Below are 23,275 nucleotides of genomic sequence, written 5' to 3'. Positions count from 1 at the left end.
TTCTTATTGTAAACCGCTATAAAAAGAGAGATGAAAATTGCGTTGATAAGTTTTGATAATTGGGGATTGAATGACGGAATTGCAAAAGTCTTAAAACAAGACGGTCATACTGTGCACCACATTGATTTCCACAATTTTATATACAAATACCCTAACTTCTATTATAAAATTTATAATTCTTTCCTGAAAGTTTTTTTCAAAAAGAACATCAAAAATATCTACTACGGGAAAGAAATTATCAAACGACTTGAGAAAATAGGCGAACAGCAAGACCTGATCCTGACCATCAAGGGAGACTTCATTGATAAAAGATACCTGAAGCAATTAAAAAATCATACGAAAAAATCTATTGGATTTTTTAATGACAGTGCGACCCGTTGTCCTAAAATTAAGAAAGTTGCATCTGCCTTTGATCAGGCATTTTCTTTTGAGAAAGAAGACTGTGAAAAATTAGGGTTAAAATTCGCTCCCAATTGGATTTATGAAGAAAACAAGGATAGTCATAATGGTCCTTTTGAATTTAAAGTCTTTAATATCAGCTCAAAGGACAAAAGACTTCCAGTCCTTTCAAAAATTATTGGTGAATTAAAGTCGAAACAGATAGAGCACAAGGTTATCGTTTTTAGTACGGGCGAAGAGTGCCCTAAAAGTGAAATCGAATTTTTCTTTCAAAGAATTTCTTTAGAAGAAATCTCAAGATATATTGAAAAATCAAAGTCGCTCCTGGACATCAAAAGAGACGGCCAGTTCGGACTTACTTTCAGGATTTTTGAAAGCATCGGATTACAAAAGAAGTTGATAACCACGAATCCTGATATTGTAAATTATGATTTTTATAATCCTAATAATATCCTGGTCATAGATGAAAAAAATCCAGAAATCCCGATTTCATTTTTCGAAAGCGATTATGAAAAACTTCCTGAAGAAATCTACCAGAAATACACAATAAAAGGCTGGATTCAAAATGTTTTATTTCACCAATAGATAAAAAGTATGTCAATTAAAAAAGACTTCCTGAAATTCAAACATCAGCTTAAGAGCTTTGTTTCGCAGGGCCATCATAAATCTTTCAAAAAAAAATATTTTAAACAGCATTATTCCGACACAAAAAAACTGATTCTCTTTTTTGTTCCAGCTGGAACAGACAGGATTAATGGCGGTATTTTGTCGATATGTACTATTTATAATATTGTCAAGAAATTGAAAGACATCCATGGATGTGATGTTGTTGCTAGTTTTTTGCCTGGCAAAAGTGAAACTGACTATCAGTATAGGAAGTTTTCAAATGAGATGATCATTTATACTTTCAAAGAAATTGAGCACTATTTTGGCGATCTTGATTTTGCAGAAATCCATATCCCGGATGTGATGATTTCAGCTTTCAATAAAGGGAATAAGCGAATGGCTCCTTTTTTTAGATGGACGGAAAAAATAAAAAGTATCAAAATCAACCTACTAAATCAGAATGATCTTTTTATGCCACCGATTGAAAAAATCGACAATGTCAAAAAAATGTTTCCAAACACGACTATGACAATGGCTCATAAGCGCTATGCTACGCTTGAAAAGAGAAATTATTATGGAGTTCCGCTTCATCTTTTCTCAGCGTGGTTGAGTCCTACTCCATACAACAGAAGAGCTTTTAGCGAGAAAGAAAATCTAGTGATTTATTCTCCTGATAAAATTCAATGGGTTCCCAACTCCAGTACGCTGACAAAAGAGGCAATCTTGGCAAACCTAAAAGCCAAACTACCGCATTATACTTTTGTTGAAATAACAAACATGAAGTATGACACCTATAAAGATTATGCTTCAAGGGCTAAATTTGTCATCACTTTTGGAGAAGGATTAGACGGATATCTTATAGAAACTATTTTTTCCGGAGGTATCTCATTTGCTGTGTATAATGAGATTTTCTTTACAGAGGATTTTAAAAATCTGCCAACATTATATTCATCATTTGATGAAATGAATGAAAAAATAGCTGACGCTATTAAACAGTATGACAATCCTGAAACGTTTAAAGAATATCAGGATAAACTAGACATCATTGTTAACAAATTATACAGTTTTAACATGCTTGAAAACAATGTTAAGCAGTATTATTTGCATAACTTTGATTTTAAATAATCAAAATGATAAACGTAACACAGACATTTCTACCACCACAAAGCGAATATAACAACCTGGTTAAAAGAGCTTGGGATAGTTTGTGGCTTACAAATAGAGGTCAGTTGACTTTAGAATTGGAAAACAAGCTTAAAGAAAAGCTGAATATTGATTCCATTTTAATCACCAATAACGGTACAGTTCCATTACAAATTGCCCTAAAACTTTTAGGCAAGGGTGGAGAAATTATTACAACGCCTTTTTCTTATGTAGCTACAACTTCAGCAATTGTTTGGGAACATTGTGAACCTGTTTTTGTGGATATTCATCCCGAATACCTGACCATAGACGAAACTAAAATAGAAGCTGCCATAACTCCAAAAACCACAGCTATACTGGCTACGCATGTTTTTGGTAATCCCTGCCATGTGGAAGCAATTGAAGCCATTGCTAAAAAACACAATTTAAAAGTCATTTATGATGCTGCCCATTCTTTTGGCGTAGAATACAAGAATCAGTCTCTTTTTAATTTTGGCGATGTGAGTACTTGCAGTTTCCATGCTACAAAATTATTCCATACCGGTGAAGGCGGTGCGCTTTTCTGTAAAGACAAAGATCTTTTCCATAAATTATATTACAGCCATAATTTTGGACATAACGGACCATTGGATTTTCATGGTTTAGGAATCAATGCTAAGATTTCAGAACTTCAATCTGCTATGGGATTGGCAGTTTTACCATATATCGATACCATTCTTGCGGAACGAAAAAAAGTTGTGGATTTTTATAACGACAACTTAAACTCTTCTAAGCTGCAAACTTTGAATATCCGTGAACATACAAAATGGAATTATAGCTATTATCCAATTATTTTGGATTCTGAAGAAACGCTGTTAAAAGTACAAAAGGCATTAAACGAAAAGCAAATTTTCCCAAGAAGGTATTTTTATCCTTCACTAAATACGGTTAATTTTATAAAAAATACTGAAATGCCTATTTCAGAATCAATTTCAAAAAGGGTAATGTGTCTTCCATTATATGTGGGACTAAAAACAGAAGATTTAGAAACAATTACTTCTATAATCAATCAAAACATATGATAATTATTGGAGCTAAAGGTCATGCAAAAGAAGTTTTCGATATCGTAACTGTCGATAAGTCGGACTCTTTTTATTTTTTTGATAACATCAGCAAAGACCTTGAAGACTCTTTATTTTCATATCCAATTTTAAAAACTGCCGAAGAAGCCCAATCTATACTTGAAAAAAATCCCAATTTCATCTTAGGACTCGGGAATGTTTTTAGCAGAAATAAAGTATACAACCTTTTTTTAGGATACAATGGCAATCCAGTCTCTGCAATAGCTCCAAATGCTGTCATTAGCAAAAGTGCTGTTTTAGGAAACGGACTGAACATTATGCCTTTTTCATTTATATCTGCTGATACTATCATTGGAAACGGTTCGCTTATCAATGCCTATGCCAGTATTCATCATGATTGTAAAGTTGGCGAATTTGTAGAAGTATCGCCTGGAGCAAAAGTTTTAGGCAATTGTGAAATTGGTGCTTTTACAACAATTGGTGCCAATGCTACGATTTTGCCAAAACTAAAAATAGGAAAAAATGTAACCATAGGAGCCGGTGCTGTTGTGACAAAAGACATTGAAGACAATGCTGTAGTTGTTGGAGTTCCTGGGAAAATAATTAAATATAACGATTCAAAAATATGAACGAAGAAGTTCACAAAGCATACGAAGTTATTAAAGAAGGTGGCATTATTCTCTATCCAACGGAAACCGTTTGGGGAATTGGATGTGATGCTACCAATCCGGATGCCGTAGCAAAAATTTATGCCTTGAAACAACGAGAAGAATCAAAATCGATGATTGTCTTGATGAATGGCGAAAGAATGGTATACAATGTATTCAAAGACATTCCTGAAGTGGCTTGGCAAATTTTAGATCTTTCTGAAAAACCAACTACGTTAATTTTGGACAATCCCAGAAATATTGCCAAGAATCTGATTGCTTCAGACAATACATTAGGCATGAGAATCGTGAAAGAACCTTTCTGTTTCAAACTGCTGGAACGCATGAAAAAACCACTGGTTTCGACTTCGGCCAACATCTCTGGAATGCCAACTCCTATAAATTACAAAGAAATTAGCCCAGAGATTTTAAAGGGCGTTGACTATATCGTAAATTTGCAGCAAGAAAAGATGACAGGAAAGCCTTCTGCTATTATCAAACTGACTTCTGACAGTCAGGTGAAAATAATCCGAAAATAGCAATTGGCTACAGTTCTCAGAACTTTAAGCATAATTAATGAAAGACAAAACTTCATATAAAGAAGCAGTAAATAGTAAAATATTCCACGTAATCGCACAAGCTTCAAAAGAGCTTCACATTGACAGTTATGTTATTGGAGGATTTGTGCGTGATTTGCTTTTAAAAAGAAAATTTAAAAAAGACATCGACATTGTTGCTGTTGGTAGCGGTATCGAACTGGCTTTGAAAGTTTCTGAATTACTTCCGAAAAAACCGAAAGTTCAGGTTTTTAAAACTTATGGAACCGCAATGCTTCGTTTTGAAGATACCGAAATCGAATTTGTAGGTGCCCGAAAAGAGTCCTATCATTTTGAAAGCAGAAATCCGGTAGTAGAAAACGGAACACTGGAAGACGACCAAAATCGCAGGGATTTTACCATAAACGCTTTGGCAATTTCGCTCAATGAAGCCAATTTTGGAGAACTTGTCGATCCTTTCAACGGGTTATCCGACCTGGAACTCAAAATCATAAAAACCCCGCTCAATCCGGATATTACTTTTTCTGATGATCCGCTTCGTATGATGCGCGCCATCCGTTTTGCCGCACAATTGAATTTTGATATTGAAGAAGAATCGCTCAAGGCAATTGAACGAAACAGAGAAAGAATCAGTATTATTTCTGGCGAGCGTATCGTTGACGAGTTAAATAAAATCCTGATGACAGACAAGCCTTCTATTGGCTTCCTGTTATTGCACCAAACCAAACTCCTGCACATCATACTGCCTGAATTGACCGCACTTGAAGGTGTTGACGAATCAGAAGGACAAACTCACAAAGACAATTTTTACCATACGCTGGAAGTTGTGGATAATATCGCACCTAACACAGATGATGTATGGCTTCGATGGTCTGCCCTGCTCCATGATATTGGAAAAGCGCCGACGAAACGCCATCATAAAAAAAATGGTTGGTCATTTCATGGCCATGAGTTCGTAGGTGGAAAAATGGTCAAAAAACTATTCGAAAGGTTGCATATGCCATTAAACCATAAGATGAAATACGTTTCTAAAATGGTAATGATGAGCTCCCGTCCTATCGTATTGTCGCAGGATATTGTAACCGACTCCGCCGTAAGAAGGCTTATTTTTGATGCCGGTGAAGATATTGAAGACCTGATGGTTTTATGTGAAGCCGACATCACGACAAAAAACCCGAACAAATTCAAAAAATACCATAATAATTTCAAGATTGTACGCCAAAAGATTGTGGAAGTGGAAGAACGCGACCATGTGAGACAATTCCAGCCACCCATTTCCGGAGAAGAAATCATGGAAACATTCGGCTTAAAACCCGGAAGAGAAATCGGCATCTTGAAAGAAGCTATCAAGGAAGCTATCCTTGAAGGTGAAATTCCTAACGAATATCAGCCTGCCTATGATTTCATGCTCAAAAGAGCAGAAAAATTAGGTTTGCAGAAAATAGCAAAATAGGCATCACCGCTCAATTCGAATTCAAACTAACTAAAAATGAAAAAATATTTCCGCACCATTACCAAAACAGCTCTAATCCTGGTTTATTTGGTAATCATTGCCGGTGCTCTGGTTCGAATGACCGGTTCCGGAATGGGCTGTCCTGACTGGCCAAAATGTTTTGGCTATTATATTCCTCCAACAGATATTTCAGAACTTACCTGGACTCCTGAACGTGAATTCAAAAAGGGACAGGTAATCATTAGAGGAGAAAAGCTGCTTGTTGCGCAAGAAGATTTCAAATCTGGTAGCCAATTCGAGGAAAATCATTGGCAGGTGTATACAAAACATGATTATGCTTCGTTTAATCCAACCCATACTTGGGTAGAATACATCAACCGTTTGTTTGGAGCATTGGCGGGACTGGCTTGTTTTGTTATGGCTGTATTTTCGTTTAGCTTATGGAAACAAAACAAAAAAATAACCCTGCTTTCGTGGCTGGTTGTCTTTTTAATGGGTTTCCAGGCATGGTTGGGAGCAACGGTTGTTTACTCGGTTTTGAATCCGGTAAAGATTACAATCCATATGGTTATGGCCTTGTTCATCGTATGTATTATTTTGTATATCCTAAATCTGGCCAAACCAAAAACAGCTACACCTCTAAAATTTGACAAAGTTTTTGACAGTGTTCTGATTATTTCCCTAATCCTGACATTGACACAAGTAATCTTAGGAACTCAGGTTCGTCAATTTGTGGATGAGCAGGTTAAGATTTATGGTTATGATGCCATGCATAAAATTCTTGAAGATCCAATTATCGGGTTTTATTTCCACAGGACTTTTTCATTTGTGGTCTTACTTATCAATGTCATCCTGATTACCCGAAACAACAAGCTACAACTAGGTTTCAAAAAAATCAACTGGGTTATGTGGCTTTTAGGTATTGAGATTCTTTCGGGAATTGTGATGTATTGGTACGATTTCCCATTCGGTTCGCAAACCATACATCTTGTTGTCGCATCGCTTTTGTTTGGAACGCAGTTTTACCTAATTTTAGAAAGTAAAAACAGAGAAATAAAATAATATCTATGAAACAGCCCTTTTTAGTTATTTGCAGTTGTCTTTTGGTAACAACACTCGCTTTAGGCCAAAAGAAAAATTCGATGTCAGATAAAGACCTTATAACAATTTGCAAAACCTGGGGACTGTTGAAGTATTATGATCCTGTTGTTTCCAGTGGAAAAATAGATGCTGACTCATTATTGGTTTCGGCTTTAGACCAAAAACTTCCTGCTGAAAAAACGATAACGGTCTGGATCGATTTCCTGAAAACCAAAACAGCTCCTAAAAGTTCTGAAGCTATATCCTGCAAAGACCCGGAAAATAGGAATGTTTCGACAACATGGATTCAAAAAGATAAAAATCTCAATACTCTTCAAAAAAAATACCTTTCGGAACTGATTTCATCCAATCAGATGCCGGGCGGTTATTATTGCCAAAAAGCGGATTTTATCCGTTACAACGGCGATAACGAAAAAACGAACAAGGGGAAAGCATTAGAAGAGAATTACCGTATTCTGAACCTGTTCAGAGCATGGAATGTTATTGAATATTTTTATCCTTATAAATATGGCATTTCAAAACCATGGGATGATGTCCTGAAAGAATTTATTCCATTGGTCAAAAATGCAAAAGATGCGCTTTCTTATAAAAAAACAATGATGCTTTTTTCTAGCTCCATTGAAGACACGCATTCAAGAATCGAACCAGTAAATTACAGGGAGATTTTTGGAAATTATGGCGCTCCTTTTACCTATCAGATTGCCGAAAATAAGATTGTAGTGACCAAACCAGTTGACGTTGAACTATGCAAGTCTTTAGGCATCGAGTACGGCGATGTAATTGAAACTGTAAATGGCGAATCTATTGACAAGATTATTCAAAGAAATTCAAAATACATCTCGGCTTCCAATACTTCTGTAAAAATCAGGGATTCATACAATTACATATTCTATGGTGAAAAAGGAAGTTTTACAATTAAAGGTTATGACAAAAACAAAAAGCCTTTTGAAAAAAAGATTGACAGAATCGACCGGTCTAGTGCTGTATGGTTTCAAAATGGACTTCCAGATAACAATTTAGTACGCTACGATGAAGCTTCTAAAAAAGTAATATACTCGACTATCAATAAGGACAATATCGGTTTTATTGACTTTTCTTTATTTGAAACTTCTGAAGTTGACAGTATCATGAAAGCGATGAAAAACACGAAAGGTATTGTGTTTGACCTGAGAGGATATAGTACAAACGGTGGAGTTGTAAAAACTTTTAACCATCTTTTCCCTGAACCGAAATGGTTTGGTATTCTGACCAGACCTGATTTTGGCAAACCAGGAAGATTCTGCTGGCAGGATTACATAATTAGAGAAGATTACAAATACATTGGTAAGGCAAATCCGGATTATTATAAAGGACATGTCGTTATCTTAATTGATGAAAACACGCAAAGTCTTTTCGAAATGTGGTCGATGATTTTCAAGACCGCTCCAAATATTACCGTTATAGGAAGTCAGACTGCCGGTGCCGACGGTAACGAAACTACTATTCCTTTAGTGAATGGCGAAAAAATGATTTTTTCTGGCGTAGGAATCTTTTATCCGGATAGAAAAGAAACCCAAAGAATAGGAATTGTTCCTGATATTAAAGTAAAACCAACCGTTTCTGACCTTCAAAATAAACGAGATCCGCTTATTGAAAAAGGCTTTGAAGTAATACTCAAAAAATAATTATATAACTAATTTCCAAAATGATATAACATTTTTTTGGTGTTATCATGGTAACTTTACAATACAGAAATCGCACAAAGAATCAAATCTTTATTTGATTTTGAGTTCATTTTTATCATCTGCAGTAATCAGGAATAATTTGGAGAACTCAGTATAACGAGTTTAAAAATAAACAAATTTACCATTACAGTAATAAGATGAAAAAAATGTATTCAAGGACTGTTTCATTAGCTTATCAATTTGATAGCTTTTGAAACAGTTTTTTTTTAGCCTATCCAGTTTTTAAAGTCATTTACTCGTTCCCGGCTCACTATTACCTCATCTTCTTTATAGGTTGGAAGAATTAATTTCAGTCTGGAGTTGCTGTAGACCACAATATCTTTGATTGTTTTCATTGGAACAATAAACTTACGGCTTATGCGAAAGAAGTCTTTCGGGTCCAACTCAGTTTCTAGCTGTTCTAATGTTCCTTCTAATAGATAATCTCTATTGTCAAGCGTATGAAGATAGGTTCCTTTGTTTTCGCTATAAAAGCATTCCACTTCTTCAATATTGATCATTTTTAAGTATTGCCCGGTCTTGATCGTAAAACGTTTTTTGTAGTTTTTGGCATCCGGACTGACGAGCATTCTCTTTATCATTTCCAAATCCAAAGACATGGATTCTGATTTTGGCTGTCGGGATTTAAATTTATTTACGGCCGCTTCCAGATCATCTTCATCAATAGGTTTGAGCAGGTAGTCAATACTATTAAGCTTAAACGCACGCAAAGCATATTCATCATAAGCAGTTGTAAAAATAATAGCGCTTTTTATATCAATAGCATCAAAAATTTCAAATGAAAGTCCGTCAGAAAGCTGGATATCTAAAAAAATCAGATCCGGATGCGGATTGTCCTGAAACCAATTGATGGCTTCTTCAACAGAATGCAGCATGGTACTGGTTTCTATAGCTAATTTCTGGAGTTTTCTTTGCAACAGTCTTGCTGATGGTTTTTCGTCTTCAATAATTATAGTGGTCATATTCTTGATGATAATTAATTTTCAATTTTTTGATTAAAAGCTACTCCCATTTAGAAGTTTTCTCTCTTTTCATAATTTCGTTGATTTTCCTTTCTTCCCAATTTTCTCCTAAAAAGATGTTCTTTCCAAAAACCGAAGCAGCGTGAACCATCAATCCAAATCCCCAAAAGAAAGTCATAGAAAAGGTAGAAAATTTAAAAAAATGTTCTGGTCCAACATCAAAATAGTGTCTGGAAAGAAGAAATAAGTTTACAAGTATGTAAGCGAACAGGTGTTTGTAGAATCCTGAAATTGATTTCACGCGTTTCTGTGCACGTTCAAATCGTTGTCGTTCTAGTTCAGTCAGATTTTCCATTTCCTTATTTAGTATTATGATGGTAGTACTCTTGTTTTCTTGTTTCCTTTTCTATTAGTTCCTTTATTTTTTTCTCTTCCCAATTTTTTCCGAGGAAAGGATTATATCCAAATGCGGCCATTCCGTGACATAAAAGCCCTGTGCCCCAGCCTAGCATTGAAAACCAGAACCATTGAAATTCAGGCGTAAAAACCAAATTGATTGTAATCAGTATCGGTATAATGATACAATACATCGTGAGGTTGTAATAAAATCCCCTGATTTCTTTTGCTCTTTTTTTGGCTCTTTCATAAGCCATTTTTTCAGAATTAAAATCTTCCATGATCCTTTGGGTTAGTACTATTGCCATTTGTCTTGTTTCTCTTTTTCCATTAGTTCCCTGATTTTCTTTTCTTCCCAATCATTGCCCAAAAACGGCATATAATTAAAAACGCTCAAACCGTGAATGGCAACACCTATTCCCCATCCTATTGCAGGATAAAGAAACCACAGATGACTTGGAGAAGTTATCAAATTCAAAGCTGCTAATCCAATATTTACTACGATATACGAAGTCAGGTTGCCATAAAATCCCTTAATGTCTTCTACTTTTTTCTGGGCTTTACGATATATGCTTTCCTGTGTGTTATAATCTGTTTCCATAATTGCTATTTGTTTGGTAAGCATAGGCAGTTCAACTCTGAAATGCTGTTCTGTCTGCTCAATTTTTACTTTTCTATTGGTTACAATCGAATATCTGTCAACGATATTCTGCAGCCCTACTCCTTTTCTGTCTTGCAGGACTTCTTTTTTTTGGTAATCATTTTCAATGACCAGATAATCCTCTTTTTCATAAATCCTGATATGTAAAGGTTTCATTTCGCTGGCAATATTATGCTTTACTGTATTCTCCAGAAGAAGCTGTAGCGACAGAGGAACTACTTTTGCATCAGGATTTTTAACCGATACCGGCAATTCATAAAACACGCTATTTTCAAACCTCATTTTTAGCAGATTCATATACGTCTTTGCAAATGAGAGTTCCTCTTCCACACTTACGAGTTCCTTATCTTTTTGTTCTAAAACATAGCGGTAGATTTTGGAAAGCGATGTTGTGAATCTCTGTGCGTTATCTGGATTTTCTTCAATAAGCGATGTTAATACGTTTAAACTATTAAAAAGGAAATGCGGATCAATTTGGTTTTTAAGGGTTTCAAATTTCGCAGAGGCTGTTCCGGCAATAATCTTCTGTTCCTTGACTTTATTTTCCTGAGATTTTTTGTAAAAATAAATCAAGTGGAAAGCCATATTCACAATCATCGTTATCATCAGGCATATCACATAGAATCTATAATTTTGCCCAGCAATAAACTCTGAATAGCTATTTTTATGTATTACAGTTGCTATGAACAGCCTTATAAAAAAAATACCTATTACTGTTAGAACGACACTCCCAAAAATACTAATCGCTGCCCTATATCTTTTATATTTTTCCCATACTACCTTATGATTCATATAATTAAAATAGGTAGAGTTTATAAAAGTCAGTACGATTCCATACAGCCAATAATAGGCCATTTCTTCAAGCAATGACGCATCCCAAGAGAAAGTTCTTCCAAACATGGCTTCGATCACAAATATTATTGCAATAATCGCACAGCTGACAACATATCCTATTATGATTGTCTTAAAGATATATTTGATTGCTTTTTGCATGGAAGATGGTTATTGATAATTATTATTATTTCTTTTTATTGCATTCTTTCTGAGCTTCTAAGGCTCTGTCTAGTCCCCAGCTTGGGTGAAAAGGCGTTTCCGGTTTAAATTTAGCAAAAAGTTCTATTGCTTTGTCAATCTGGGCGCACATTGGTTTTGTGTCATTTCCAAAATAACGAGCTCCTCCAATTTCAAACTCTGCTTTTGAAAATAATGCTCTTGGATTGTCTGGAGCAACCGCTAATGCCTTATCATAAAGTTCTATCGTTTTGGCAGAAAGTTTCATTCCGTATGTCATTGGATCAGACACTATCCAGGCTGTGTTAATCATTGCTTGTAGCACTAACAGTTCTGGGTTTTCTGGACTTTTATCCAGTTCTATATCCAATGCTTCTTGGGCTTTGCCTAACAATGCAGCCACCTTATCTTTATCTTTTGTCTGGAAAGCCGTTGTAGTATTAACCATGGACACATAATAATTTGGAAGCCAGTTATTTTTTTCTGCCGAAGCTATTCTTTCAAACAAAGCCGATGCTTCTGCCGTTTTTCCTTCGCCCCAAAGTGCAAAGCCTTTTTGCATTCCTTGTTCATACTGTGTCTGCGCACCTACCAAAGAGGTCACAAAAAAAACTAGGGTAATGATACATTTTGTCATAATTGAAAAGTTTTAGGTTGGTATTGTTTTTATGATGATTGAAACGTTTATTATTCTGATACAAATTTGCTTCGGAATTTTATCTTTTAAAAAAGAGAGTTACTGAGTTGTTGAATTTTGGAGATGAATCGTTTTTTTTGAGGTGCTTGGTTTTTGAGGTGCTAAGGTTCTAAGGTACTAAGGCGCTAAGGTTTTGAGATACGGAGATAAATATTTTGTTCTTTTGCTCAGGAATTTAGCAACTTAGTTCCTTACTACCTTTCTTAATTATCTTCTTTCAAAGTACTAACATCTAACCTCCCAAACAAACCTTAGAGCCTCAGCACCTCAGCGCCTTTTAAACACCTCTTTTTCAAAAGCACTAATATGTACATTCAAAAATCAAACCTCAGCAACTTAGCACCTCAGAACCTTAGTACCTTCTTTAAAGATTCTTCAACTGATTATCTTTCTTATTGTCACTAATCGTCCAGAAAAAGCCTACGAAGAAAAAACGGTCGGCTGGCTGTCCGATAGCTTTACGTTGGAATTGTCCGCTAGTATCTGGATTGTTTGCATATTGGTATCCGAAAACATTATCTGTCCCCATAACGTTTGAAACAGAGAAGTAAAGTATTTTTTGTTGTGAAACTAAGTACGCCCAACTAAAGCTCAAGTTATTATAAGTCTTCGTCTTTCCGCTCATAAAATCAGCTTTATTTGGATCATTATAAGGTCTTCCTGAGTTAAAGCTATGTGTAAATCCAATTTGAGATCTCAGGCTGTTTACCCAATACTTTGTAACGAGTGATAGCGAATGGTCGGCTACAAAACTAGGCGTCACTTCTTTCGGATAGTTTTTAAAATCTCTTTTTGTATTTATATAAGAGTACGAAAACCAATATTCCAGATTCTTAAATGTTGTATTATCTCTCCAGTACAAGTCGATTCCTTTTGCAAAACCTTTTCCGTTGTTATTAAATTGAGAGTCAAACTGAACTGTTTCTGTATCATATTTTACCAAATCTCTGTATTGCTTTAAGTAAGCCTCCGCACGGAATATTCTTCCTGATTTGCTGTATTCGTAATTCAAAATATAGTGTGCTGTTTTCTCACTTTCGAAACGATCTGAATATTTCAGATATTCTTGTCTTGGTGATTGTACGAAATCTCCATAAGCAAAAGACAATTGTCCGTTGTCGCTTACCTTGTAGCCCAAAGAAAATCTTGGTGAAAGGTTAGATTCCTGTAGCAAATCGGTATACGAAAAACGGAAACCAGCTTTGGCTGCAAATCTTTTGGAGAAGAAGATGTTTGCTTCTGCATACGTTGCTGCGATATTGTTATTGTATCCGGAAGAAAAAGTATTCCCAGCATTTTCAGCAAAATCTTCATCAAATTTAGTTGTGAAATAATCGGCACCAGCTGTCAATCTTATTCTTTCGGTAATGTTTTTACCAATTTTTATCTTCATATGTGTAGCATGCTCGGCATTTTTCACATCGTCTAATGCAATTCCTATTTTGTTCTGCGAATAGCCATAGCTAATCCCTGTAGTTAATTGGTAATTGCTCCCAAAATAACCCTTATAAGAAGAATTCAGATAGAAATTATTATTTCGCACATCTACTCTAATTTTTTCTGGTCGGTTGATATCTTCCTGGTTCAGGTCAAAATCTGCCGCATCAAAAGCCATGTATGTCTTAAGTGTTCCATTATTAAAATGATAACGATAAACCATCTCACCTGATATTGACTGATAAGCTCTGTTCCAATCTACAGCTTGAGGAACTGCCACCTGATAAGGCGCCAGATTCACATAGGAAGCATTTACGCTTAAGGAACTTTTTTCCCATTTCTGCGTATTTCCTATTCCTAAACCAACACTCATTAATGAAATATCTGTCTTATTCTGGTCCGGATCTTCAATTGTGTTTAATAATAAGACGCTTGACAGTGCTTCTCCATATTCTGCGCTATAACCACCGGTTGAAAAGGCAATACCACTAAAAAGAAAAGGTGAAAATCTTCCTCGTGTTGGCAAATTGTTTGTTGTAGCACCATACGGCTGTGAAACACGAAGCCCATCAACATAAGTCTGTGTCTCATCTGCTTCACCACCTCTTACAAAAAGACGGCCATCTTCACCAACAGTCTGAGTGCCTGGCAAAGTTAGCAACGCCCCAATAATATCGCCTGCTGCTCCGGCTGTCGTAACAATATCCATAGGTTTTAAAACTGAAGTTCTTGCTTTATCACCCGATTCAAAAGTTCCGGCAGTAATCACAACAGCATCAAGCGTGTTAACGGATTCTTTCATTTTGACAGTCTTGTTCTTAAAATCTTCAACTGTTATTTCCTGGTTTAAAGTTTCATAAGTCAAAAAAGTAACCACCAGTTTTTGTTTTCCGGTTACTGTAGTCTGAAAGCTGAAATTTCCCTGCTCATTTGAAGAATCTCCATCGTAGGTTCCTTCAATAAAAACATTGGCTCCTGCAATAGGGCGTCCTTTTTCGTCAACGACTTTTCCGGAAACCGTTTGCTGCGCAAAAGTTGCAATAGAGAATGTAAGGAATAAGAGTGTAAAAATATTTTTCATTGATTTGGTGTTTTTGTTGAGGCAAAGTTGCATTTGGAAAGTTTGCTTTCATAATAAAGATTACCGAATTGTATTTTTTCGAGGATGAATTGCAATGCAAATCATAAAAACCTTCCGCATATGATTTTGTTTTTATACTTTTAATATGAATTAACACCGTATCACTATGAAAATTCCGCAGCAGTACCTTCCCGTCATGCCCTATCTTATACTGAATAAGTCCAATGACTTTTTAGAATTTTCCAAAACAGTTTTGGGTGCCAAAGAACAGCTTATTGTTCCCGGAAAAAACAATTCCATAATGCATGGAGAAATCAGGATTAAGGATGCCGTAGTAATGTTTGCCCAGGCCAATGACAACTGGCACCAAAAGACTTGCGGTATGTTCCTATTTATTGAAAAAATAGATGATGTTTTCAATCTCGCCATACAAAAAGGTTCGAAAACCCTTAAAAATCCAGGACAGGAAGAATACGGTTATACTGCAGGATTTGAAGATCCTTTTGGAAATCAATGGTGGATTACTGAACCTTTAAGAGAATAATATAATATGCTAAAAATTAACAAAGTACACCACATAGCCATAATCTGTTCGGATTATGAAGTATCAAAACATTTTTACACAAAAATTCTAGGTTTTGAAATCCTAGCCGAAGCCTACCGCAGCGAAAGAGATTCTTATAAGCTGGATTTGGCGCTGAATGGAAATTATTCGATTGAGCTTTTTTCATTTCCAAATCCGCCAAGCCGTGTTTCACGTCCGGAAGCCTGCGGATTACGACATCTGGCTTTTGAAGTTGATGATATACAAAAGACACGACATTATTTAGTTGAAAACAATCTGAATCCAGAACCGCTGAGGACTGATGAATTTACGAACAAACGTTTTACATTCATAGCAGACCCTGATAATCTGCCGATTGAATTTTACGAAGCTTAAAAAAATGATTCCTGATTCCAGCCGTATATCAAAAATTCCAAGAATGCAAAATCTAAAAATCGGAATTTAAATTTTACCTTTGGCGTTTCAAAAATACATTTAGATTATGGTTTATAAATTCAGGGTAATACTCGATGCGGAAGAAGATGTTTTCAGAGATATTGCCATTCAGGACAACGACACTTTAGAAGACCTGCATAACGCTATTGTCAATGCTTTTGGTTTTGACGGTATGGAAGTAGCTTCATTTTATACGAGTGACGACCAGTGGAATCAGGACGAGGAAATCCCGATGTTTGACACAGGTGATATACCGGGTGAGCAAAAAGTAATGTCTGATTTTGAGCTTTCTGAAGTTTTAGATGAAGAAAGAACAAAAATCATCTATGTTTATGACTTTATCAATATGTGGACTTTCTTTGTAGAACTGGCTGCCATTGAAGAGCATGTTCCAGGACAGGTTTATCCGGATGTGTTATTCTCTCATGGAATAGTGCCTCTTGAAGCACCTGACAAGGATTTTAGCGACTCAGCCGTAAATGACTTCGATTATGATGAGGACGACTTTGACGAAGATGATCTTGATATGTTGGACGGAGGAGATAATTTTGAGGATTACGGATTTGAGGAGAATTGGAATTAGTCTAAGCTGCTAAGGTGCTAAGATTCTAAGGCTTTAAGTTTTTTGATATAGAAAGTCTATATTTGAAAAAAAGTTATTTATGAGCCATTTCAAAAAACTGCTTATCTGGCAGAAATCAATGACATTAGTTACCTCTATTTATCAGATTACAAGAACATTTCCAAGAGACGAATCATTAGGATTAACATCACAAATCAGAAGGTGCTCTATTTCAATCCCTAGTAATATCGCTGAGGGTTACAGCAGAGAAAGCCCTAAAGAATACGTCCGATTTCTAAATATCTCTATTGGTTCTTTATTTGAACTTCAGACACAATTAGAGATTGCAAAAAACATAGGGTATTTAACACCTGAACAATTTAACAAACAATACGAAGACAGTCGGGAGCTGGAAAGAATGCTAGTCTCTTTTATTAAAAAGGTAAAAGAACAAAGCAAAACTACTTAGCCACTTAGCTGCTTAAATCTTAGCAACTTAAAAAAAAAATGATCAACTTATTTAACACCCACATCGAAACTCTTTCCGTTCATAGAGTAGGAAACAAAAGCCGTAACGAAGCCTTCTTTTTGTCTGAATCGCCATATGGCCTAAACGACGAGATCATGCCTTTGCTAAAAGAATTTTTCTTCAAATCGTTTAGAGAAAAAGAAGAAAACTATTTCCAGTTTGCACATGATGTAGATTTGGAATATAATGAAATGTACAACTTTGCTGGCGAGATTTTCAACAATCCTAGTAGTGTTCATGAGGTTTCAAAGAAGATAACGAAACATCTTTTTGAGCAATCCAACCATCCGCACATCAAAAACGGAGAGGTTTATGTTGCTTATCTTACCAACCTGAGCATTGACAACAATGTTGTTGACGCCGTTGGAGTATTCAAAAGCGAATTGCAATCTGATTTCCTACAATTTGAAGAAAAAGAAAGCAATCTTGAAATGATCCTACAACACGGAATCAACTTGAACAAGCTTGACAAAGGATGTCTTATTTTCAACCATAAAAAAGAAGAAGGATATAAAATCCTGACAGTAGATAGCAACCGATATGATGCACGTTACTGGCTAGAGCATTTCCTTTCTGTAGATGCTTTTCAGGATGAAAACTTCATTACTAAAAAATATTTAAAATTCTGCCAGGACTTCGCAAAAGACGTGGTATTGCCTGCTGAAGATAAAAAAGAAGAAGTAATGTTCATGAACCGTTCTGTGAACTATTTTGCAAAAAACGACGATTTCGTAGAGCAAAACTTCCTGAATGAAGTAATTGACAATCCGGACTTGATGTCGGAATTTAAAAACTATAAGGTCGACAAAGGAGAAAAGTACAGCATTGAAGATGTGACTACTTTCCCAATTGCAAATGCAGCGGTTTCGGATGCACGAAAAAAAATCAAGAACGTAATCAATCTCGATACGAATATCCAAATCAAACTGGATTTTATCAATCCGGAAAGTGCTGAAAAATTTGTAGAAAAAGGATGGGATGAAGAGAAGCAAATGTACTATTACCTAGTATATTTCAACAAAGAGCAGAAATCCTAAGCCTATTTAAAATATTCAAAAATCCCCGATTGCTATGTAATCGGGGATTTTTTATTTGTGTATAATTATATAAAAGCAAACTGTTTTAGTAATCGTAATTTAGAAATCAAACAGTATGGCTATGAAAACACAAATCAAAGACGCTGAAATCTTTTTTAAGAATTATGAAAAACGATTCAATGCTACGTTAAAAGACGAAAAGATACATTTAGATGCCACCATTGCCTCTTTTGCTGACTGCTTTATCGAATCAAGTCCGTTAGGAGTGATTTGTGGAAAAAACGACAGTGAATTCAAGAAACGGATGTCGAAAGGTTATGAATTTTATAAAAAGATAGGGATTACTTCCATGGACATACTTTCCAAAGAAATAGTTGCACTCAATGAATATCATACGATGGCGAAAATCTATTGGAGAACAAACTATCAAAAAGAAGGAAAAGTGGGGAAAATTGAATTTGAAGTAATCTATTTTTTACACTACAAAGACAAAAAGCATGCGATTTTTGCCTATATAACCGGAGATGAGGAAAAGGCCTTAAAAGATCATGGTCTGGTTTAAATCAATTTATTGTTAAAAAATTAATACAAAAGAAACGTGTCAAAATAATTTTGCAACAAGCCCATTATACCAATCAAATTACTTAACCCTTTGTTGGTGTTTTGTTTACAAAGTGCATTTCATCGATTATTTTTGCCTTTAATCGGATAAATTAGTATGTTTATTGCCCCTAACAAACATAACCTACATGAATCCAAACACAACCCGCCACAATGCGCTTTTTGAAAAAGCCTTTTGTCAGTTTTTTGGTCATAAGTTTAAGACCACCCGAAAAATTACTGATCACTTCAAAGAATTTGAATGCAAAGTATGCCACCGTTGCGCAACGAATGACATTTTAGGTAACAAAATTCATCTTTCTGAAGAAATGAAAGACATTAATAAGGCACTAAACCAGCTTTACGAAAGAAGACAAGTCGCCTTGTAAATAGTTAAAAAACACATCCGAAAAGAGTTTTAATTTTCTTGTAACAAATTGTTGCCAGGATCGTCTTACTATAAACCAAACCTCATACTATTTTGGAAACCATACTTAAAATTGAAAGTCTTTATAAAAATTTCGGCCTGGTTAAAGCTGTTAAAAACGTTTCCCTTGAAATCAAAAAAGGAAATGTTTATGGTATTTTAGGCCCAAACGGAAGCGGAAAATCAACTACACTCGGAATCGTACTCAATGTTGTCAACAAAACATCTGGAAGTTACAGCTGGTTTGGCGGACAAATGGAAACACACGAAGCTCTAAAAAAAGTAGGCGCCATTATCGAAAGGCCTAATTTTTATCCTTACATGACCGCTGAGCAAAATCTCCAATTGGTTTGTAAGATTAAAGGAACCGACTATTCTAAAATAACTGAAAAGTTGGAAATTGTTGGGCTACTGGATAGAAAAGATAGCAAATTCAGGACTTTCTCGTTAGGGATGAAACAAAGACTGGCTATTGCTTCTGCCCTGCTTAATGATCCGGAAATCCTGATTTTGGACGAACCTACTAATGGACTCGATCCGCAAGGAATCCGTCAAATCAGAGATATTATCAAAGTAATTGCTGCTCAAGGAACCACCATACTTCTTGCCTCTCACCTTTTGGATGAAGTCGAAAAAGTATGCAGCCATGTGCTTGTCTTACGAAAAGGAGAAATCTTATATTCAGGGACTGTTGACGGTATGAATTCGCATGATGGTTTCTTCGAATTGCTGGCAGACAACCTTCAGGAATTAAAAAGCGCACTCGCACAGCATCCTTCGATTGAAAAAATTGAGGAAGAAGAAGGCCGAATTATCGCCTATCCGAAAACCCAGCTTAATGCGTCTGAACTGAACAAATTTCTCTTTGAAAGGAATATAACCCTAAGCCATCTTGTAAAACGCAAGCATAGCCTGGAAGAGCAATTCCTTGAACTGACGAACAACAAATAACATTCCTGAAACAAATCCAAACCGGGTCCGACAAGGACATCTAGGACAAAATACGCAACCCATGAAACGATTACTATCTATAGAGCTCCAAAAAATATGGCAGAACAAGGCAAGCAGAGTATTGACGCTTACCTATTTCATTCTGCTTTCCTTCATTGCCCTGATTGCTTCCATCAATTTCAGCTTTCTGGGAATTAACTTCCGCATTGCGGATCAGGGAATTTTCAACTTCCCTTATATCTGGCATTTCAATACCTATATTGCTTCCATCCTTAAATTCTTTCTGGCTGTCGTGATTGTTTCGATGATGGCTAATGAATACACTTATGGAACGCTTAAACAAAATCTTATAGACGGACTGAGCAAAAAGGAATTCATACAGTCCAAATTGATAACCGTTGTACTTTTCGCATTAGGTTCTACAATTTTTATCTTTATCATGTCATTGATATTGGGAATGTGCTTTTCTTCATATGACGAAGCCGGCATTATCTTTTCTGACCTGGAATATCTTTTGGCCTATTTCATAAAACTAGTGGCATTTTTCTCATTCTGTCTTTTCTTGGGAATATTGGTAAAACGTTCTGCTTTTGCCTTGGGTTTCCTACTTGTTTGGTTTTTTGCAGAAGGAATCATTTTCGGACTCTTGAGATGGCTGGTATTCACAAGTTCAGAGCAAGTACAAAAAATTACTGCTTTCCTTCCATTGGAATCAATGTCAAATCTTATAAAAGAACCTTTCACACGTTTCCAGGCCTATAAAGCTATTGAAAATCAGGTTTCAGGTAATGTCAGTGTAAAAGACTACAGCGTGCATTGGTATGAAATTGTAATTGTTGTCGTTTGGACGGTTATTTTTATGTTAATGTCGTATAAAATTCTTCAAAAAAGAGATTTATAGTATCTTTGCCGATACTATGAAAATGACGAAAGCCCACATTTTTTTCTTATTGGCAATTTGCCTTCCTTTTTTGGCCAAGGCGCAATATATAACAGTTAACGATACGTATACAAAAGAACGACTGGTTCAAGATGTCCTCATCAATAATACCTGCGCCACCGTTTCTAATATTTCAGTTCTGGGTGGAAATTTTGCCACAGGCGAACAAAGCTATGGTTATTTTAATGCCGGAACCAGCACTTTTCCTTTTGCTGACGGAATCATATTAAGTACAGGGCGAGCTGTAGCTGCACAAGGCCCTAACAGCAGTCTTTTAGATGATGGACGGGGAATGGACTGGCCTGGCGACTCTGATTTAGAGACCGCTCTGGAAATAAACAATTCTATTAATGCTACTGTACTCGAATTTGATTTCGTTCCACTTGGTAATAAAATCAGTTTTGACTACATGCTTTCTTCAGAAGAATATCATGATAACGCACCCTGCCGTTATTCTGATGGTTTTGCATTCCTGCTGAAAGAAGTTGGAGGCACTGGAGGCTATAAAAATCTGGCCATAATTCCGGGCACTACTATACCTGTTAAAGTAACATCTGTGCATCCTGCGATTGGAGGAAATGGAGGATGTGATGCTCAAAATGAAGAATATTTTGGAGCATTTAACGGTTATGAGCATCCGACAAATTTTAACGGACAAACTACTATCATGACGGCGCAATCGGATGTAACGCCAGGCGTACGCTACCATATAAAATTAGTCGTGGCAGACGAAGGCAATTACCGATACGATTCTGCCATTTTCTTAGGTGGAGGAAGTTTTAAGATTGAAACCGATTTGGGTAAAGACCGACTGTTGGCTACCGGAAATCCGTTATGCAAGGACGAAACCCTGACATTAAACGCAACCAATGCCAGCGCCATACGCTACGAATGGTATAAAAACGGTATATTACAGCCTGAAACCACTCCTACGTATCAGGTAATAGAAGCCGGTGACTACTCTGTCAATGTTGAACTTGCCGGAAGTTGTTTCTCACCAGGAAAAATCAAGGTGGAGTACTCGCCTGTACCCACAGCAACTAATGCTGTTTTAGTACAATGTGATGAAGACAACAATGGCCTTGCACTATTCAACCTTAACCAAGCAAACGCTCAGATTATAGCTGCCGATCCAACATTAACCAATCCTGTTTATTTCAGGACAAATGCAGAAGCGGCTTCAGATACAAATCCGATTACTAACGTTACAAATTTCGAAAATACCCAGCCAATTGTTTATGCTCGTGTAGAAAATCAATACGGCTGCTATGCTATTGCAGAAGTAACGCTAAACGTTTCCAATAACAATATTGCCGATCCTCAGGACCTGAAAAAATGTGATACTGATGCTAATCCTTCAGATGGCAAGTCGGTGTTTAATTTGCGTGACAGAGAAGCAGATATATTGGTGAACCTACCATCAGGAAACGTCAATTATTATACGTCCTATGCAGATGCCTTATCAGGACTCAATCCGATTCCTACTCCGGAAACATTTGCGAATACGACTCCATTCACCCAACGTATTTATGCAAAACTAAGCTCCGGTATCGATTGTTATGGAATTGCCGAATTCAATGTTCGTGTCAACTTTTTTGGCAACAGTCTGGATGATGTTCAGGTAACAATTTGTAGGGGCAGCACTATAGTGTTAAATGCAGGAAGCGGTTTTTCAAGCTATAGCTGGAATACTCCAGGTCACGAAACAACTCAAACCATAAGAGTTAATGCAGCCGGAACCTATACGGTTACTGTTACAAATGCTGACGGTTGCGAAGGCACAAAAAAGTTTATCGTTACTGCTTCAAGTATTGCTACAGTAGAAACCATCAGAATAAGAGATTTCCAAGGCGGGAATAATACTGCAACCGTTGTACTTACATCTGACAGCATAGGGACTTACGAATACTCCCTTGACGGAATTACTTTCCAAAACTCACCAACGTTTACTGATCTGGAACCTGGTCGTTACAATGTTATTATAAGAGAAGCAAATTGCGGTACGATTACCCATGAATTTTATATCATGGACTACCCTAAATTCTTCACTCCTAATAATGACGGTACTAATGACTTTTGGAGAATTCCTTACCTGCAATACCAACCCAATGCCACAGTTGCAATTTTTGACCGCTATGGCAAACTTATTTACTTTTTTAAAGGCGGACAACCGGGATGGGATGGCAAGCTGAATGGCCATGATTTGCCTGCAACCGACTATTGGTTTAGGATAACTTTACAAGACAATAGAGAAATTCGAGGACACTTCTCACTTTTGAGATAATTTTCTATC

General features: G+C 36.3%; 24 protein-coding genes. 18 read left to right on the top strand and 6 right to left on the bottom strand.

All coding sequences use genetic code 11. The features are described from left to right. Window positions 1-30: 30 nt before the first annotated feature. Genes FJA49_RS11475 through FJA49_RS11440 form a run of 8 tightly spaced genes read left to right on the top strand, consistent with a single transcriptional unit; the run spans window position 31 to window position 8,631 of the window. A complete protein-coding gene (locus FJA49_RS11475) occupies window positions 31-984 on the top strand; it encodes a hypothetical protein (protein ID WP_140001061.1) in 954 nt (317 codons plus the stop codon). Window positions 985-993: 9 nt separating this feature from the next. Continuing rightward, window positions 994-2,130 (top strand): hypothetical protein, encoded by a 1,137-nt coding sequence (locus FJA49_RS11470; protein WP_140001060.1) that lies wholly within the window; start codon window positions 994-996, stop codon window positions 2,128-2,130. Between the two features lie 5 nt (window positions 2,131-2,135). Further along, the gene (locus tag FJA49_RS11465; protein ID WP_140001059.1) at window positions 2,136-3,209 is read left to right on the top strand and encodes a DegT/DnrJ/EryC1/StrS family aminotransferase; all 1,074 of its coding nucleotides are present in this window, start codon (window positions 2,136-2,138) and stop codon (window positions 3,207-3,209) included. After that, window positions 3,206-3,838 (top strand): acetyltransferase, encoded by a 633-nt coding sequence (locus FJA49_RS11460; protein WP_140001058.1) that lies wholly within the window; start codon window positions 3,206-3,208, stop codon window positions 3,836-3,838. Before FJA49_RS11465 ends, FJA49_RS11460 begins: the two co-directional genes overlap by 4 nt. Next, window positions 3,835-4,395, top strand: a complete 561-nt coding sequence (locus FJA49_RS11455; protein ID WP_140001057.1) for an L-threonylcarbamoyladenylate synthase — start codon at window positions 3,835-3,837, stop codon at window positions 4,393-4,395. Before FJA49_RS11460 ends, FJA49_RS11455 begins: the two co-directional genes overlap by 4 nt. A 37-nt stretch (window positions 4,396-4,432) precedes the next feature. Further along, window positions 4,433-5,866: a CCA tRNA nucleotidyltransferase gene (locus FJA49_RS11450; RefSeq protein WP_140001056.1), complete on the top strand. Its 1,434-nt coding sequence runs from the start codon at window positions 4,433-4,435 to the stop codon at window positions 5,864-5,866. Between the two features lie 36 nt (window positions 5,867-5,902). Next, the gene (locus tag FJA49_RS11445) at window positions 5,903-6,928 is read left to right on the top strand and encodes a COX15/CtaA family protein (protein ID WP_140001055.1); all 1,026 of its coding nucleotides are present in this window, start codon (window positions 5,903-5,905) and stop codon (window positions 6,926-6,928) included. A 5-nt stretch (window positions 6,929-6,933) separates the two neighbouring features. After that, entirely contained in the window at window positions 6,934-8,631 is a 1,698-nt protein-coding gene (locus FJA49_RS11440) for a S41 family peptidase (protein WP_140001054.1), read from the top strand. Between the two features lie 266 nt (window positions 8,632-8,897). Here the strand turns inward: FJA49_RS11440 and FJA49_RS11435 are convergent, their stop codons facing one another. From FJA49_RS11435 to FJA49_RS11410, 6 genes are all read right to left on the bottom strand, one after another. Continuing rightward, a complete protein-coding gene (locus tag FJA49_RS11435; protein WP_140001053.1) occupies window positions 8,898-9,653 on the bottom strand; it encodes a LytR/AlgR family response regulator transcription factor in 756 nt (251 codons plus the stop codon). 40 nt (window positions 9,654-9,693) lie between these two features. Then, window positions 9,694-10,008 (bottom strand): 2TM domain-containing protein, encoded by a 315-nt coding sequence (locus FJA49_RS11430; RefSeq protein WP_140001052.1) that lies wholly within the window; start codon window positions 10,006-10,008, stop codon window positions 9,694-9,696. Between the two features lie 4 nt (window positions 10,009-10,012). Continuing rightward, window positions 10,013-10,330, bottom strand: coding sequence for a 2TM domain-containing protein (locus FJA49_RS11425; RefSeq protein ID WP_140001051.1), 318 nt, complete (start codon window positions 10,328-10,330; stop codon window positions 10,013-10,015). A gap of 17 nt (window positions 10,331-10,347) precedes the next feature. Next, on the bottom strand, window positions 10,348-11,703 hold the full coding sequence (locus tag FJA49_RS11420; RefSeq protein WP_140001050.1) for a 2TM domain-containing protein: 1,356 nt from the start codon (window positions 11,701-11,703) through the stop codon (window positions 10,348-10,350). Between the two features lie 25 nt (window positions 11,704-11,728). Further along, the gene (locus FJA49_RS11415; RefSeq protein ID WP_140001049.1) at window positions 11,729-12,358 is read right to left on the bottom strand and encodes a tetratricopeptide repeat protein; all 630 of its coding nucleotides are present in this window, start codon (window positions 12,356-12,358) and stop codon (window positions 11,729-11,731) included. Between the two features lie 424 nt (window positions 12,359-12,782). Beyond that, on the bottom strand, window positions 12,783-14,936 hold the full coding sequence (locus FJA49_RS11410) for a TonB-dependent receptor (protein WP_140001048.1): 2,154 nt from the start codon (window positions 14,934-14,936) through the stop codon (window positions 12,783-12,785). Window positions 14,937-15,102: 166 nt separating this feature from the next. Here FJA49_RS11410 and FJA49_RS11405 point away from each other — a divergent pair, with 166 nt between their 5' ends. The 10 genes from FJA49_RS11405 (at window position 15,103) to FJA49_RS11360 (ending at window position 23,266) form a co-directional block, all read left to right on the top strand. Further along, complete coding sequence (locus FJA49_RS11405; RefSeq protein WP_140001047.1) at window positions 15,103-15,480, top strand: VOC family protein; 378 nt, start codon at window positions 15,103-15,105, stop codon at window positions 15,478-15,480. A gap of 6 nt (window positions 15,481-15,486) precedes the next feature. Beyond that, a complete protein-coding gene (gene gloA2, locus FJA49_RS11400; RefSeq protein WP_140001046.1) occupies window positions 15,487-15,876 on the top strand; it encodes an SMU1112c/YaeR family gloxylase I-like metalloprotein in 390 nt (129 codons plus the stop codon). Between the two features lie 106 nt (window positions 15,877-15,982). After that, entirely contained in the window at window positions 15,983-16,519 is a 537-nt protein-coding gene (locus FJA49_RS11395; RefSeq protein ID WP_140001045.1) for an IS1096 element passenger TnpR family protein, read from the top strand. Window positions 16,520-16,598: 79 nt separating this feature from the next. Then, complete coding sequence (locus FJA49_RS11390; protein WP_140001044.1) at window positions 16,599-16,967, top strand: four helix bundle protein; 369 nt, start codon at window positions 16,599-16,601, stop codon at window positions 16,965-16,967. A gap of 38 nt (window positions 16,968-17,005) precedes the next feature. Continuing rightward, complete coding sequence (locus FJA49_RS11385; protein WP_140001043.1) at window positions 17,006-18,064, top strand: nucleoid-associated protein; 1,059 nt, start codon at window positions 17,006-17,008, stop codon at window positions 18,062-18,064. A 121-nt stretch (window positions 18,065-18,185) separates the two neighbouring features. Beyond that, window positions 18,186-18,626, top strand: a complete 441-nt coding sequence (locus FJA49_RS11380; protein ID WP_140001042.1) for a hypothetical protein — start codon at window positions 18,186-18,188, stop codon at window positions 18,624-18,626. A gap of 187 nt (window positions 18,627-18,813) precedes the next feature. Then, window positions 18,814-19,053 (top strand): hypothetical protein, encoded by a 240-nt coding sequence (locus FJA49_RS11375; RefSeq protein ID WP_140001041.1) that lies wholly within the window; start codon window positions 18,814-18,816, stop codon window positions 19,051-19,053. Window positions 19,054-19,145: 92 nt separating this feature from the next. After that, window positions 19,146-20,042 carry an ABC transporter ATP-binding protein gene (locus tag FJA49_RS11370; RefSeq protein WP_140001040.1) on the top strand — a complete coding sequence of 299 codons (897 nt, stop codon included), beginning with the start codon at window positions 19,146-19,148 and terminating at the stop codon, window positions 20,040-20,042. A 61-nt stretch (window positions 20,043-20,103) separates the two neighbouring features. Further along, complete coding sequence (locus tag FJA49_RS11365; protein WP_140001039.1) at window positions 20,104-20,943, top strand: ABC transporter permease subunit; 840 nt, start codon at window positions 20,104-20,106, stop codon at window positions 20,941-20,943. Window positions 20,944-20,965: 22 nt separating this feature from the next. After that, window positions 20,966-23,266, top strand: a complete 2,301-nt coding sequence (locus FJA49_RS11360; protein ID WP_158629483.1) for a T9SS type B sorting domain-containing protein — start codon at window positions 20,966-20,968, stop codon at window positions 23,264-23,266. Window positions 23,267-23,275 lie beyond the last annotated feature (9 nt).

Origin of the sequence: Flavobacterium microcysteis (assembly GCF_006385255.1) — a bacterium.
Taxonomy (GTDB): domain Bacteria; phylum Bacteroidota; class Bacteroidia; order Flavobacteriales; family Flavobacteriaceae; genus Flavobacterium; species Flavobacterium microcysteis.
This window is presented reverse-complemented; position numbering and strand designations above follow the sequence as displayed.

Coding starts and splice junctions, on each gene's coding strand:
- FJA49_RS11475 (WP_140001061.1), top strand. CDS start 31: ATGAAAATTGCGTTGATAAGTTTTGATAATTGGGGATTGAATGACGGA.
- FJA49_RS11470 (WP_140001060.1), top strand. CDS start 994: ATGTCAATTAAAAAAGACTTCCTGAAATTCAAACATCAGCTTAAGAGC.
- FJA49_RS11465 (WP_140001059.1), top strand. CDS start 2,136: ATGATAAACGTAACACAGACATTTCTACCACCACAAAGCGAATATAAC.
- FJA49_RS11460 (WP_140001058.1), top strand. CDS start 3,206: ATGATAATTATTGGAGCTAAAGGTCATGCAAAAGAAGTTTTCGATATC.
- FJA49_RS11455 (WP_140001057.1), top strand. CDS start 3,835: ATGAACGAAGAAGTTCACAAAGCATACGAAGTTATTAAAGAAGGTGGC.
- FJA49_RS11450 (WP_140001056.1), top strand. CDS start 4,433: ATGAAAGACAAAACTTCATATAAAGAAGCAGTAAATAGTAAAATATTC.
- FJA49_RS11445 (WP_140001055.1), top strand. CDS start 5,903: ATGAAAAAATATTTCCGCACCATTACCAAAACAGCTCTAATCCTGGTT.
- FJA49_RS11440 (WP_140001054.1), top strand. CDS start 6,934: ATGAAACAGCCCTTTTTAGTTATTTGCAGTTGTCTTTTGGTAACAACA.
- FJA49_RS11435 (WP_140001053.1), bottom strand. CDS start 9,653: ATGACCACTATAATTATTGAAGACGAAAAACCATCAGCAAGACTGTTG.
- FJA49_RS11430 (WP_140001052.1), bottom strand. CDS start 10,008: ATGGAAAATCTGACTGAACTAGAACGACAACGATTTGAACGTGCACAG.
- FJA49_RS11425 (WP_140001051.1), bottom strand. CDS start 10,330: ATGGAAGATTTTAATTCTGAAAAAATGGCTTATGAAAGAGCCAAAAAA.
- FJA49_RS11420 (WP_140001050.1), bottom strand. CDS start 11,703: ATGCAAAAAGCAATCAAATATATCTTTAAGACAATCATAATAGGATAT.
- FJA49_RS11415 (WP_140001049.1), bottom strand. CDS start 12,358: ATGACAAAATGTATCATTACCCTAGTTTTTTTTGTGACCTCTTTGGTA.
- FJA49_RS11410 (WP_140001048.1), bottom strand. CDS start 14,936: ATGAAAAATATTTTTACACTCTTATTCCTTACATTCTCTATTGCAACT.
- FJA49_RS11405 (WP_140001047.1), top strand. CDS start 15,103: ATGAAAATTCCGCAGCAGTACCTTCCCGTCATGCCCTATCTTATACTG.
- gloA2 (WP_140001046.1), top strand. CDS start 15,487: ATGCTAAAAATTAACAAAGTACACCACATAGCCATAATCTGTTCGGAT.
- FJA49_RS11395 (WP_140001045.1), top strand. CDS start 15,983: ATGGTTTATAAATTCAGGGTAATACTCGATGCGGAAGAAGATGTTTTC.
- FJA49_RS11390 (WP_140001044.1), top strand. CDS start 16,599: ATGAGCCATTTCAAAAAACTGCTTATCTGGCAGAAATCAATGACATTA.
- FJA49_RS11385 (WP_140001043.1), top strand. CDS start 17,006: ATGATCAACTTATTTAACACCCACATCGAAACTCTTTCCGTTCATAGA.
- FJA49_RS11380 (WP_140001042.1), top strand. CDS start 18,186: ATGAAAACACAAATCAAAGACGCTGAAATCTTTTTTAAGAATTATGAA.
- FJA49_RS11375 (WP_140001041.1), top strand. CDS start 18,814: ATGAATCCAAACACAACCCGCCACAATGCGCTTTTTGAAAAAGCCTTT.
- FJA49_RS11365 (WP_140001039.1), top strand. CDS start 20,104: ATGAAACGATTACTATCTATAGAGCTCCAAAAAATATGGCAGAACAAG.
- FJA49_RS11360 (WP_158629483.1), top strand. CDS start 20,966: ATGACGAAAGCCCACATTTTTTTCTTATTGGCAATTTGCCTTCCTTTT.